Source organism: Streptomyces capparidis, from assembly GCF_054782095.1.
The window spans coordinates 39,783-52,749 of the sequence record NZ_BAAGTD010000013.1 but is presented as its reverse complement, the minus strand read 5'-3'; the positions used below and the strand labels follow the sequence as shown (position 1 = coordinate 52,749).

9 protein-coding genes and 2 pseudogenes are annotated in these 12,967 nt (G+C 70.8%); 4 read left to right on the top strand and 7 right to left on the bottom strand.

Annotation, left to right across the window (positions count from 1 at the left end; translation table 11 throughout):
* Positions 1-378: 378 nt before the first annotated feature.
* Positions 379-1,902 carry an FAD-dependent oxidoreductase gene (locus ACYVO2_RS13130; protein ID WP_461007911.1) on the top strand — a complete coding sequence of 508 codons (1,524 nt, stop codon included), beginning with the start codon at positions 379-381 and terminating at the stop codon, positions 1,900-1,902.
* 169 nt (positions 1,903-2,071) lie between these two features.
* On the opposite strand, the gene ACYVO2_RS13125 is transcribed toward ACYVO2_RS13130, so the two are convergent.
* The gene (locus tag ACYVO2_RS13125) at positions 2,072-2,209 is read right to left on the bottom strand and encodes a hypothetical protein (RefSeq protein WP_461007910.1); all 138 of its coding nucleotides are present in this window, start codon (positions 2,207-2,209) and stop codon (positions 2,072-2,074) included.
* A 224-nt stretch (positions 2,210-2,433) separates the two neighbouring features.
* Positions 2,434-3,828 carry an NAD(P)/FAD-dependent oxidoreductase gene (locus ACYVO2_RS13120; RefSeq protein WP_461007909.1) on the bottom strand — a complete coding sequence of 465 codons (1,395 nt, stop codon included), beginning with the start codon at positions 3,826-3,828 and terminating at the stop codon, positions 2,434-2,436.
* Positions 3,829-4,228: 400 nt separating this feature from the next.
* Here ACYVO2_RS13120 and ACYVO2_RS13115 point away from each other — a divergent pair, with 400 nt between their 5' ends.
* A complete protein-coding gene (locus ACYVO2_RS13115) occupies positions 4,229-4,642 on the top strand; it encodes a hypothetical protein (RefSeq protein WP_461007908.1) in 414 nt (137 codons plus the stop codon).
* 326 nt (positions 4,643-4,968) lie between these two features.
* Here ACYVO2_RS13115 and ACYVO2_RS13110 read toward each other — a convergent pair whose 3' ends face one another.
* Both ACYVO2_RS13110 and ACYVO2_RS13105 read right to left on the bottom strand, forming a co-directional pair.
* Positions 4,969-5,874 (bottom strand): glycoside hydrolase family 5 protein, encoded by a 906-nt coding sequence (locus ACYVO2_RS13110; protein ID WP_461007907.1) that lies wholly within the window; start codon positions 5,872-5,874, stop codon positions 4,969-4,971.
* Between the two features lie 998 nt (positions 5,875-6,872).
* Positions 6,873-8,066: an ROK family protein gene (locus ACYVO2_RS13105; RefSeq protein ID WP_461007906.1), complete on the bottom strand. Its 1,194-nt coding sequence runs from the start codon at positions 8,064-8,066 to the stop codon at positions 6,873-6,875.
* Between the two features lie 973 nt (positions 8,067-9,039).
* On the opposite strand from ACYVO2_RS13105, the gene ACYVO2_RS13100 reads away from it, so the two are divergent.
* Positions 9,040-10,842: a cellulase family glycosylhydrolase gene (locus ACYVO2_RS13100; RefSeq protein WP_461007905.1), complete on the top strand. Its 1,803-nt coding sequence runs from the start codon at positions 9,040-9,042 to the stop codon at positions 10,840-10,842.
* Between the two features lie 306 nt (positions 10,843-11,148).
* On the opposite strand, the gene ACYVO2_RS13095 is transcribed toward ACYVO2_RS13100, so the two are convergent.
* The 3 genes and pseudogenes from ACYVO2_RS13095 to ACYVO2_RS13085 form a co-directional block, all read right to left on the bottom strand.
* Positions 11,149-11,784, bottom strand: a complete 636-nt coding sequence (locus tag ACYVO2_RS13095) for an HAD-IA family hydrolase (RefSeq protein WP_461007904.1) — start codon at positions 11,782-11,784, stop codon at positions 11,149-11,151.
* A gap of 23 nt (positions 11,785-11,807) precedes the next feature.
* Positions 11,808-11,954, bottom strand: coding sequence for a hypothetical protein (locus tag ACYVO2_RS13090; protein ID WP_461007903.1), 147 nt, complete (start codon positions 11,952-11,954; stop codon positions 11,808-11,810).
* A 38-nt stretch (positions 11,955-11,992) separates the two neighbouring features.
* Positions 11,993-12,516 (bottom strand): annotated as a pseudogene (locus ACYVO2_RS13085) (GrpB family protein).
* Between the two features lie 68 nt (positions 12,517-12,584).
* On the opposite strand from ACYVO2_RS13085, the pseudogene ACYVO2_RS13080 reads away from it, so the two are divergent.
* Positions 12,585-12,761: pseudogene (locus ACYVO2_RS13080) on the top strand (transposase family protein); the annotation flags it as partial.
* Positions 12,762-12,967 lie beyond the last annotated feature (206 nt).

The window sequence follows — 12,967 nt, the reverse complement described above, 5'->3', positions numbered from 1 at the left end:
TACTTTGCGGCTCGATACCCCCGTATGGATCGGCCGGCCGGCGTCTCGATGGTTCTAGGCGGTAGGGGTGGAGGAAGGATGGGGAGCGACCGGAAGAAAACTTGAGGCTCCCTGGGCCGGGCCTCCCCGGTTCTCGCGGAAGCTCCGAAAAAAGAGTCGGCATGAACATGCCGTGGGGTCGGCTGCCATCCGCAATTTACGTCAAGCTCGTGGAGGTCGGAAGTGAATTCGATGAGTCGTCGTGGCCTGGTGACCGCCGCTGTGGCGGGCGGCGTGACGCTGGGCTCCGGCACGCGCCCATTGACGGCTGCCGCACAGCAGGCCTCGAGAGCCGATGGCGCCCTCCCCGTCGGGACCGCCGCCGCGAGTGCCGAACCGGTGACCATCACTCCGGGCGATTCCCGCTACGAGAGCATGCTGCGCGGCTACAACCACCGCTTCATTCCCCGCCCCGGCCGGGTGCACGTGGCGCACACCGCCAGGGACGTCGTCGCCGTGGTCGGCGAGGCGGTGGCCGCCGGGAAGCGGATCGCGGTGCGCAGTGGTGGCCACTGCTTCGAGGACTTCGCCGCCTCACCGGACATCGACGCCCTCGTGGACATGTCGCAAATGGCGCATGTCCACCACGACCAGCGGCGCCGGGCCTTCGCCGTCGAGGCCGGAGCGACCCTCGGCGGGGTCTACGAGACGCTGTTCAAGAACTGGGGGCTGACGATCCCCGGCGGCACCTGCCCGGACGTCGGCATCGGGGGCCACATCGCGGGTGGCGGCTTCGGCACCCTGTCACGCACCTACGGGACCGTGGTCGATCACCTGTACGCCGTGGAGGTCGTCGTCGTCGGCAGATCCGGCCGGCCGAGGGTCATCGTGGCCACCCGCGACCCCGCCGACCCCCACCGGGACCTGTGGTGGGCCCACACCGGAGGCGGCGGGGGGAACTTCGGCGTGGTGACGCGCTACTGGCTGCGCGATCCGGCGGTGACGTCGGCGGACCCCGCCGAGCTGCTGCCGAAGGCTCCGGGCAGTATGCGCACGACTGCCCTGCTGTGGCCCTGGCGGTCCCTGTCGGAGCGGGACGTCGCCGCCGTCCTGCGCAACTTCGGCAGATGGTGCGGGGACAACGGCCGCCGCCCCGACACACCGAACCGGGGCCTGGTTCCCATACTCGAGGCCAGGCACCGCTCGGTCGAGCGGCTTCAGGCACCGGGGCTGTTCGTGGGAGCGGTGATCGACGAGACGGCACCCGGCGCCCGGGAAAGGATCGCCGCCTACTTCGCGGACGTCACCGCGGGGGTGGAGGCGGTGCCGGCGCGCACCGAGAGCGTGCGGCCGTGGCTGGAGTTCGTGTCGGCGCCGCCCGCCGGAAGCACGGGAGCGGACGGATTACGCCGCTTCAAGACCAAGGGGGCTTTCCTGCGAAGGGAGTACACCGAGCGGCAGCTCGCCGCGATCCACCGGCACCTCACCGCCGAGAACTACCGCAACCCGGCGGCCCACCTGCTGCTCATCGGGTACGGAGGGAAGATCAACTCCGTCGCCCCGGGTGCCACGGCAAGTCCCCACAGAAACGCCGCCATGATCGCGGAATACAGCGCGTCATGGGCGACACCGGCCGAGGACGACGCCAACCTGGCCTGGCTGCGGGAGTTCTACCGGGACGTCTACGCCGACACCGGCGGGGTGCCCGGGTTCGACGAAGTCAGCGACGGCTCATACATCAACTACCCGGACATCGACCTGGCCGACCCGAGGTGGAACACCTCCGGCCTGCCGTGGCACACCCTGTACTACAAGGACAACTACGCCCGCCTGCGGGAGATCAAGCGGCGCTACGACCCGCGGCAGGTGTGGCGCCACGCACTGTCCGTCCAGCCGGACCGGGACGGCAGCGGGAGACAGTGAACCGCTGGGCCCTCAGCCACCTGATCGACCTCGGCCGCGTCGAGGACTCCCTGGCCGTCCTCCGGCGGCGCACCCCCGGCAGCCCGAGCTGTCGGACGGCCCCTGGCACGACCGTCCCCCGTTCCGGCCGAACCACCCTGACGCCTGAGCCGCCCGGGAGCCGGGCGGCTCAGGGCGGCGGTGCGAGCGCGTCGACCAGGACCCGCAGCTCCACCACGAGGTCCCGGCCGACGTCGGGCTGGTCCAAGACGTCAACGGCCGGGGCGAGGACGTCCAGCAGCCGGCTCCCGCATACGTCCTCGGGCATCCAGGAGGGCGGCGATGCCGTGGCGCAGCACCTGGGCGAGCGCGGTAGGAGCGATCCGCGTGCCAAGGCCCCCGCCATCCAGCGGTGGCCGGCCGCCCGCTCCCGCTTCCACGTGCACGTCACCCCCACCAGAGCCTCTGGACCAAAATCGCGGACGAGATCCCGAGCGCCTCGCCGGACATCCGAACCGAATCAACGACTCAGGACATCGGAGGAACGATTCCTCAGGACCGCTCCAACGGCGCGCCCACCACCGCCCGCTCCCGCTCGGTCAGCGGCGGCTCGACCATGGGCGGCCGGTTCGGCCCGAGCAGGGTCGCCACCACCACCCTCGGCGTCAGCAGCCGGGTGGACGGCGCCGACAGCGACAGCGCGTCGTACATCGCCCGCATCGCCGTCGGACGGCAGGTCGCGGTGACCGAAAGCCGGTCGGTGTATCGCTCGAGCATCCGCGTCACACCGTTCGGACGGGGACCCTCGGCACCCGGGTAGCGGATGTCCAGCGTGGTCGCCATCGCCCAGGGGGCCTCGGCGGCCCTGCCGACCGCCCGCTGCACCCGCCGCGCCCGTGACGGGTCGAGGCCCCCGCGCCCGCCGAGCCCGTCCCGCAGCGCCGCGGCGTGCAGCGCGGCGGCGGCCATCCCGTGCCCGTACACCGGGTTGTACGCCGCCGCGGCGTCCCCCACCACCACGAACCCGGCGGGCCACCGGCGCAGCCGCTCGAAGAACCGCCGCCGGTTGACGGTGCTCCGGCTCAGGTGCACCTCCGTCAGCGGCTCGGCCCGCGCCACCAGGTCCGCCACCACCGGATGACGGGCACTTGCGGCGAACTCCTCGAACTCCCCGGGGTCGCCGGTGGGCTGGGCCCCGCGTGTCCCCGCCACGGTGACGATCCACCGCCCGCCCTCGATCGGCACCAGCACCGCGCCCCGCCCGGGCCGGCCCTGCTCGGGGAACGCCTGCACGTTCACCACCGGAAACCCGTCCGCCCCCGCCGGCGCCCGGAACACCCGGGTGGCGTACACCAGCCCCGAGTCCACCGTCTCCTCCCGCACCTCAGGCAGCCCAAGCCCGGTCAGCCACTGCGGCGCCCGCGACCCCCGCCCGGTGGCGTCCACGACGAGTTCGGCCTCGAGCAGAGACGTTTCCCCGGAGGCGACGTCCCGTACGGCGACCCCCGTCACCCGCTCCCCGTCCCCCCGCAGCCCGTCCGCCTCGACGCCCTCGAGTACCTCGACCCGGGAGGACTCCCGCAACCGCTGCCGCACCACCCACTCCAGCCGATCCCGGCTGCACGCGATCATGAACTGCGCCTCCGGCCCCTGCCGGCTCCACCACCCCCGGGGCGATAACGCCACAACTCCGTCCGGGATACCCACCCGCCGCGCCCCCGCCGCGAGCCACCGCTCCGTCGTCCCCGGCAACAGCTCCTCCACCACCCGCGCCCCCTGGGACCAGAGCAGGTGCACATGCCGCGCCTGCGGCACCCCCCGCCGCCCCTCGGGCCCTTCGGGAAACCGATCCCGCTCCACCACCGTCACCCGATCCGCACACCGCACGAGCGCGGCAGCGGCCAGCATCCCCGCGAGACTTCCACCCAGGACGACAGCGTGCGACACGAAGACCTCCCCGGAACGTAGATCACAACGCCAACAAAACCGGCCCCATGATCCGCGCCTGCCCCTCGAGCCTGACTCCACCGCCTGGCCACGGCCGAGGGCCCGGCCTTTTGCGCCGTACTGGCCGGCAAGCACACGCCAACGCGAACAGGCCCGTCGCCGATCCGCCGCGACCCCCACACCGACGGCGACCCACCCCTACCGGAAACTGGAACTGCCGGCGTGAGCCGCCCCCGACGGCTGCGGATGCTGCTGCGCCGGACTCCGAGCCGCACGGTCACTTCCTGCCCGTCCCCGTCGGCCCAGTGCGACCACGGCCACCGGCAACGCGAGCCGGCCCCGCGGGCGGAGGGCACCCGGGCCGCTGGCCATCGGACGTGGATCGTGAGATCGTCCGCAGGTGCACGATGCCACTGGGGAGACGGTCACCGCACGTCCGGACGACCGCACCGCGTCCGTTCTGCGATTCGCGGTGGAACTCCTCGCCTGGGTCGCCACCCCGTGGGCGCTGGCCGGCCACTCATGGCCACTCGCCGCCCTGTCCGTGGTACTGCTGATCGGCCTGCCCACGTGCTTGTCCACCCCGGGCGACAAGACGACCGTGATCATCGCGGTGCCGGGCTGGGTCACGATCCTTCTGGTGCTTCTCCACATCGCCGCGGCCGTGGCCGCCTCCTGGCTGGCCTGGCCCGTGTGGGCGGCGGGCCCCGTCACCCTGCTGGCCGCGGCCACCCTCGTCACGGAACGCCGACGCTGGCGGTGGCTGCTCTCCCACGCTCCAGGTCGCCGACCGGAACGCTCCTCCACCGACTGAGGCCCGCCCCGACGTGAGGGCCGAAGTGCATGAGCGGCGCGCCGGCGACGGCGCGGCCGACGCTGCCGCCGGCCGCCACCGATCGCGTGCGTGCGCCCGTCGGCGTCGCGCCGTCGGTCGACGAGCGGCACTTGATGTTCTGGAAGGGGGATCCGCTGGCCTCGTCGTCGCCCAGCCAGCACTGGGTGCCGCCGGCCTCGGTGATGCCGCGGCCTCCTTGCGGTGGCCGGGTGACGTACGAGACCCCCGTACTCATTCGGAGTCGGCCCACCCGCGCACGGTGCCGGTACGCGGTGATCCTGGTGTCGGCTGTGGTGTGGAGCCGATCACAGGCCCCAGCCGTACCGGACCCGGTCACGACCGGAAGCGTTGCGGACAGCCAGGTTGAGGTCGGTACCACTGCCACTCAGGGAGAACATCGAGTACCAGTCGTACCCGGAGGTGCCGGTGCGCTTTCCGCCGACGGCCGGCCAATAGGTGCCGCCCATCTGGTTGTCACGCATGACCTGCGTGACGGCACGGAGATAGCGCACGAAGTTGTCGGTGCTGCTCGCGTTGGCGTAGTTGAGGCCGTTGTCCATGGGCGAGCCGTACTCGGTCACGACCGCGCGGGAGGCACAGTTCCCGAGGCGGGTCTGCATGTGGCTCCGGAAGGCGTCGTAGGTCATCTGGCCGTAGAAGAACGCGTAGTAGTGGAAGGAGAACAGCGTCCCGTTGAAGCGGCTGTCGTTGCACACGTCCCGCAGATCCTGGCTGAACCCGGTGCCGCCGATGAGCACCCGGCTCTTCACCGCGGAGTAGTGGTAGTTCAACCAGTTCGCTGCGACGTTGCGCCATTCCGTCGAGCTGTAGCCGTGCGGCTCGTTCATGGGCTCGAAGTAGACGAGGGTGTTGGAGCCGTAGGTGTTGGTCACCTTGGACCACATGGTGTTCCAGGCGGCGAGGTTCGTGATCCTGCCGCCGGAGGCGGCGCCGTCCTCCCAGTAGGCGAGGATGACCTTGAAACCGCGGGCGGTGGCCGCGTCGATGGCGCCGCGGTAGCTGTCCCACCACGCCGTCCCCACCGTCTGGGTGTTGATCGGCAACCGGACGGTGTTGACCCCCATGGCGGCCATGTCGTCGTAGAGGGCATTGGCCTTGGCCCGCACGGTCGCGTTGCTGTCGGACGAGGTCAGGCCGTGGAGGACGAGCGTGCCGGTGGTGAAGTTGTCGCCCAGCACTGCCCAGTTCATCCCTCTGAACTGGTTGGTGGCCGCGCTCGCCGGCGTTGCGCTGCTGACCGCGACGACCGGGATCATCGTCAGCACGGCCAGGGCGCCGATGAGGACGCGGAGAAGCGATCGCCAACGGAGCGATCGCGGATGGGACGCCGATACTTCGGTGTGTCGGTCTTCGCTCACGGTTCGGCCGGACCGGGTGTCCTGCTGAGTGCTCAATGCCTCATCCCTTCTCCATGGGTTCTGTCGCCGCCTACGGCAAGATCGTTTCGTGCAGCCTGGGCATGTCCGCCCGCTCGGTGTGCACCGGTGCGGCGACCCGATCGGAAGCGCCCACGCCGGAGGGCGCAACACCTCAGGCGAACGCTCGGTGCTCACGGCGCAGGTCCGCGCGGCAAAGGGGCGACGGCCGAGAGGCCGCGCCGAGTACGAGTCTCACGAGCCTGGGTGGCGCCAGTGGCCACGTCCGGTGCGGGTACCGGGACTCAACCTCCTCGGTATTCGGAGGACTCGCGGGATTCCACGTCTGCGCCGCGGCCTCCCGGAGCACCTTGGTGCGAGCGAGGAACGCGGCGAAGCGCCATGGATGGTGCGACGTGCTGTCAGGCGCGGACGGCCTGTGGCTGCTTCTTCTTCTCAGATGCGCATGGGCGGCCCCTGTCGTGGGCGCACGTACCCGTCGTCCGCGGGTCGGCGCGCGGCGTCCCGACCGCAAACGTCGCGGGCGGCGACCGGGGTTCCGTTTCACTGTTGACCGTGTGCCCCACAAGCGTCAACGACGCCAACGAAAACGAACAGAAACGTTCAACTCCGATCGAGGAGTGCTTGGACGGGAGCCGCAGGGAGGCGACGCCTCCTTCCTCGTAAGCCTGCCTCGACGCATCGCGTTCGGCCGGACCTCTCCGACGCGCGAACCACGAGACGGTCACGATCAGGGCGCAATTCCACGCCCCCGCCGAGGCGATGACCGCGCTGTTCGGCGGACGACGGCCTCCGGGCCGTCGCGCGGGCGGTCAGACGACTGAGACGTGATCACGGATGGCGACCACGGCCGCGCCGCGGGCCCATTCGTGGAAGTCGTGCTGCATGACGGTGATGGTGATGCCTTCGGGACTCCCGCGTCGGGCGGTGATGCCGCTCTCCAGGTCCGCCCGGGCCGCGTCGGCGATGCCCGCGGACTCCCCGGCGAGGATCACGGTCTTGACCATGGTGCTGGCGGAGACGTTGGCGATCAGCACGCCAAGGGCCCATGCCGCTTGCCGCACCGCCTGGGAGCAGACGGGGTCCCCGCCGGCCGCGAGGTCGAGGACCTCCTCGTAGGCGGGGAAGCGTCCCAGGCCCTGTGCCGCCGCCATGACCACCGCGCGTGTGGTGATGTAGGAGACCGCGCAGCCGCGGTGCCCGGCGGGGCACAGCGGTCCGTCCTGCGCCAGGCGTTGGTGGCCGAACAGGCCGATGTCCGCCTCGGTGATCCGCACGGGTCGGCCGTGGATGGTCAGGGCGTACCCGACGCCGTCGCCGATGCTGAGCAGTGCGAAGTCGGGGGTGTCACCGGCGTCGCCGAACCCCTGGAGGTGGGCGAGCGCGGTGACGTCGTTCTCCAGCACGCAGGAGATCCCCAGGCGCTCGCTCGCCAGGCGCCGCAGCGGCACCTGCTCCCACCCCAGGAGTCCCGAGTCGAGCAGTTCGCTCTCGCCGACCGGCGTCGGTGCGTGGCCGTCACCGCCCAGGGTGAGGCCGGCGGCCACTGGCGGCCTTGCGCGGGTGGCGACGAGGGTGTCCGCCAGCTCGCCGACCTGTGCGATCACGGTGGCCGGGGAAGAGTCCATCAGGGGTGCGCTCGCCTGTGCCACCACCCGGGCTCGCAGGTCGGTGAGGACTCCGTACACACCGTCGGAAGTGATCTTGAAGCCCAGGAAGTGCACTCCCTCCGCCACGACTTCCAGGGGGCGGGTCGGCCGGCCGTGCACCGGGTCGTGGGCAACGGCGCGTTCCACCACCAGCCCGGTTTCCATGAGCGGCTTTGCCAGCCGGGTCAGGCTCCCGGGCGAAAGCCCCAGCCTGCGGGCGAGCGCCGTGCGCGACTGCGGGCCGCGGACCACCAGCTCCCGCAGCACCGGCTGGGCCGCCCGGGGAACCGACCGCCATGCGTCGAACCATGCGTCGGACGGCGATTCCTGACTGTCTCGCCCTCGCACCAATCCCACCCGAGCAGCGTACTGCGGCGGCAGCCGATGCCGAGGGCTCCATGGAGTGAGGGCTGCCTGCCGGAGCCCAGGGTGGTCGGCAGCCTGCGGCATGAGCATGACCCCAGCCTGCGGAGAGCCTCCAAACGGAAACATCTCATCCTCAAGGGGCGCTGCCGGCCGTCGATTCGTCCCGTGCGCACGTTGAATGGTTCTGTTCCGAAAAGAAATCGAGCGCAAGACGGTTCCGTCCGTCGACACCCTCCCGCTACGCTCCCGATGTGGGAGCGCTCCCAAAGCCAAGCTCCGAGTGGCGGCCACCGGCGCACCACGGCCCCCGGCACCCCGGCACCACCGCACCCACGACCGGCTCGTGCCGTCCCTGGACCGTCACCGCTTCCCGGGACCGCTCGGCCGGACCATCCCTGCCGTCCACGCTGTCCTCCACCCAGGAACAGGAGATGAGGATGCCCTCCTCGGCCGCCCCTCGCCCTCCGCCGGTGCCCTGAGTGCGTCGGCGGCCTCCCGGTCCCTGCCGGCCGCCTTGGGGACGGGAAGCGGCGCCTTCGCCCACGGCGCGGTCAACGACCCGCCCGCCACTTCGTCTGCCACGAGCGGTGGGCGCCCGCCCTCAGGCACCGCAACGGGCGTTTCGACGCCTTCGACGAGACGGGTTCCCGACCCACCGTCTCCTCCAGAACCTCCAGGTCAACGCGTCCGCAAGGCACCGGCCACCACCACATCGTCCACACCGTCCGGCAGGTCAGCCACCTCGACCAGTCCCGCCACGTCTGCGGCGACGTCAACTTCACCGGTCCACCGGCTGACACGAAACCCGCACTCCCATGCCCCGTTCGGCACGGCAGCCGGCGGGTGTCACGGGGGCCCTGCGCGCTGACGCAGCCGTTGATGTGCCCGGCTCGAGACCGGCTTCCCGCCGGCCGGCGCCCGCGCGGGCCTGATCAGTCAGCCACATGTATCGAGGGAGAGTGCAATGAGCATGCGAAGAGCCCTGCGGGCCTTCGGCGTCGCCGGAGCGCTGCTGACAGGTTCGGTGATCGGAACCGGCGTCCCGGCCTCGGCGGTCGCCGCACCGGCGACCGCGCAAGCCGCCGTGGACGGCCGGACATCGGCGGCAGCCGCGGCGCCGGAGCTGCAAGTCACGGGCAACCGCCTGGTCACCGAGTCCGGTTCCGCGTTCCGGCCCCTGGGTGTCAACCGGTCCGGCGGTGAGTTCGGCTGCGTCCAGAACAAGGAGATATTCGACGGCCCGGTGGACCAGGCCGCCGTCGACGCCATGCTGACCTGGCACGTCAACACTGTACGCATTCCGTTGAACGAGGAGTGCTGGCTGGGCACCGAGAACCTGCCCGCGTCAGCTCCCAGCGCGGCGGAGTACCAGCAGGAGGTCGAGGACTATGTGGACCTCCTGGTGGCCAACGGCATCAACGTCATCCTCGACCTGCACTGGACCTGGGGCGAGTACTCAGGCCCCGGCGCGGGTTGTCCGGACGTCGCGGCCACCTGTCAGAAGCCGATGCCGAACATGCGCCACACCCCGACCTTCTGGTCCGAGGTCGCCACGACGTTCAAGGGCAACGACGCGGTCATCTTCGACCTGTTCAACGAGCCGTACCCCGACGCGGCCAACAACTGGGCGGATGCCACCGCGGCGTGGACGTGCCTGCGCGACGGCGGCAGGTGTGCCGGCATCGGCTACGAGGTCGCGGGCATGCAGGACCTCGTCGACGCGGTGCGCGACACCGGCGCCACCAATGTGATCATGACCGGCGGGCTGGAGTGGACCAACAACCTGAGCCGGTGGCTGGAGTTCAAGCCGTCCGACCCCACCGGCAATCTGATGGCCTCATGGCACTCCTACAACTTCAACGCCTGCGTGACCACCTCGTGCTGGGACGGCAACATCGGCACGGTCGCCGCCGAAGTGCCGGTCCACATCGGTGAGACCGGTCAGGACACCTGCGCCCACGACTACATCGACCGGGTGATGGCCTGGGCGGACACCAAGGGGATCGGGTACACGGCCTGGACGTGGAACCCGTGGGGCTGCGGCCACGGCAGCGTGCTCATCGAGGACTGGAACGGCACGCCCACCAGCACCTACGGCGAAGGATTCAGGGAGCACCTGCTCAGCCAGAACCCGGGCGGCCCCGGGGATGACACCGAGGCACCCACCACCCCCGGCACCCCCACCGCCTCAGCGGTGACCGGCACCTCGGCCACCCTCAGTTGGACGGCCTCCACGGACAACGTGGGGGTCTCCGGGTACGACGTCGTCCGTGTCGACGGCGGCACCGAGACGAAGGTCGCCGGCTCGGTCTCCCACCAGGTCACCGTGTCCGGTCTGACCGCGAAGACGTCCTACACGTTCGCGGTCTATGCCAGGGACGCGGCCGGCAACCGATCCGGACGCTCGGGCACCGTGACCGTCACGACCACCGGTGATGAGACGCCGGGCACCTGCTCCGTCGGGTACCGGGTGGTGGGGGACTGGGGGAGCGGTTTCCAGGGCGAGATCACCATCCGCAACACCGGTGCCGCCGCGATCAGCCACTGGAAACTGGGCTTCGCCTTCACAAGCGGCCAGACCATCAACAACATGTGGGGCGGCACTCCCACCCAGAACGGCGGCGCGGTGAGCGTGACCCCCGCCTCCTACACCAGCACCATCCCGGCCGGCGGCTCCGTCACCCTCGGCTTCATCGCCGGCCGGGGCAACGCGAACCCCGCACCCACCACTTTCACCCTCAACGACAGCGCCTGCGCCACCGCCTGACCGCGGCCGCCCCCGCCGTTCCCGTCCGCAACCCCGCGGGGAGGTCACGCCCCGCGGCAACCGGACAGGGAACACCCGTCGGCCCGGCCACACCGGCCGGGCCGACGGCCCGTGTCGCCACCGACCCTGCGCAGGCCACCGGTCGCCCGGGAGGAGATGCGGGACGACACCGCGCGGATACCGGTCAACCGCACCCGGTTCGACAGCTTCGTGACCACGCTGAACCGGTTCGTTCCCCGGCTGCGAGACCGGCGCTCCCACCTCACCGTACGGACCGTCGCGCCGACATCTGGACGAGGTCGCCGCTCACCGGTCGAGCAGCCCGGCCAGGGCCCCCGTCAGATCCCCCACATCGCGATACAGCACCGTGGTCATCCCGAGCGCCTGTGCCGCGTCGATGTTCTCCTCCCGGTCGTCCACGAAGAGACATCGGTCGACGCGGGCGCCGACCCGTTCTGCCGCTGTCTCGAAGATGCGGCGGTCCGGCTTGGCGACGCCGATGAGAGAGCTGTTGACGACGCTGTCCGCGAGATCGGACAGCCCGAGCTCCGAAAGGTCCTCGTCGAGCCACACCGTCGCGTTCGTGACAAGGACGACCGGGCAATGCTCCCGAACCTGACGGAGAAGGCCCACGACCGCTTCATCCGCCCAAAAGCCGGCTTCGGTGAAGGCCTTGGCCAGCGCGCGAGCGTCACTCGACGACACACGTGAGGCGAGGCCCTGCACGATCGACTGCGCCCACTCCTCCCTGGTGATCTGCCCGAGCAGCAGCGGCAGGTCGTTCTCCGGCGCGAACCCGACAGCCGCCGTGACACCCTCCGGCAGGCCCGCCGCCTTCTCCAGACGCGCCACCTCGGCGGTGTCATAAAAGCGGATCACCCCGTCAAGGTCACACAAGACGGCGTCGAAGGGGAAGTCCCGGTCGCCTGTCGCGCTCTGCACGCCGCATGGATACCACTGGGCGATCACAACCGACATGTCAGGGGCGTGCCCCGGACGTCAGCGGTGACCGGCAGCGCGGACCGGGCGGACCGGGCGGTGAGGTTGTCCACGGCCGCCGCGAGCTGCCGGGCGACCGGCGAGGCCGGCTCGGCGTCCACCGCTCCGTCCATCGCCGATCTCGGCTCCGTCTGTGATCCGGGGGCGAGGCTCAGGCGTCACTGGGACCGGGGGTCCAGCCGGTGCGCTGGGCCCAGGCGTCAGCGCGTCGGATGATGTCCCATACGAAGGCATCCTTTGCTTGGACGTAGCCGGGCCGGTCGTTGCTGAACCGGGCTGCGCAGCGCTGTTTGGCTGCCGCGTACTCGGTCGCGGCGGACGTGTGGCAGCGGAGGTAGTCGCGGAACAGGAGTGGGAACTGCTGGGAGAAGCTGCCCAGTTTCGCACGTGCACGTGTGTGCGGTGCTGACCCGGCGGTTCCCGGAAGTACCGCTTGGTCCGTTCGGGGTTGTCCGCTCGGTACACCAGGCCCATGCGGGTGAGCGGGCCCAGAAACTCGTCCGCCGGCTCCAGCGATGCCACTGAGATCTGGATGTCGATCACCGGTTTGGCCGCCAGTCCCGGCACCGAGGTGGACCCGATGTGGTCGATACGAGCCGCGGCATCCCCGAGGGCTGAACGCAGGCCCACGCCCCACTTGGCGAACATGGCCGGCCAAGCAGGGTCGTAGGGCATGATCTCGACTGGCTCTCCCATACCGAGGAGTGTTCCACGGCTTGCCACGGCGGTGACCTGGGGCCCCTGGGCGGGAGTGGGACGATCCCGATGTGGCTGGTGTGATCGCGGCGTACCGGCGCACGAACCTGACGATGCGCCGGATCGCCCCGCTCTTCGGGGTGTCCGAGTCGGCAGCGGACCGCATCCTCGACCACCTCGGGCCGATGCCTGCGCTCCAAGCCCGCAAGCGGTTCGCCAAGGACGACCCGGATGCTGGCGGCAGCGGCGTGCCGGAAGCCCCGGGAGGTGAACCCGCTCTCGCCGTTCGCCGGTACCCGCGTCGGTCAGTACCAGGCGGCTCAGCTCCGGCGTTGCCTGAGGGCGTTCCGTCCTTCCAGGCGTAGGTCTTGGCCGATCGATTCGGGATATCGGCGGTCCCGGGGTGCGGGCCTCGCCCAACAGAACGTAG

What these genes read in the sequence shown, in the direction of transcription:
- ACYVO2_RS13125 (WP_461007910.1), bottom strand. Translation starts at nt 2,209, where the DNA reads ATGCCCGAGGACGTATGCGGGAGCCGGCTGCTGGACGTCCTCGCCCCG.
- ACYVO2_RS13100 (WP_461007905.1), top strand. Translation starts at nt 9,040, where the DNA reads ATGAGCATGCGAAGAGCCCTGCGGGCCTTCGGCGTCGCCGGAGCGCTG.
- ACYVO2_RS13110 (WP_461007907.1), bottom strand. Translation starts at nt 5,874, where the DNA reads ATGAACTGGGCAGTGCTGGGCGACAACTTCACCACCGGCACGCTCGTC.
- ACYVO2_RS13090 (WP_461007903.1), bottom strand. Translation starts at nt 11,954, where the DNA reads ATGGACGGAGCGGTGGACGCCGAGCCGGCCTCGCCGGTCGCCCGGCAG.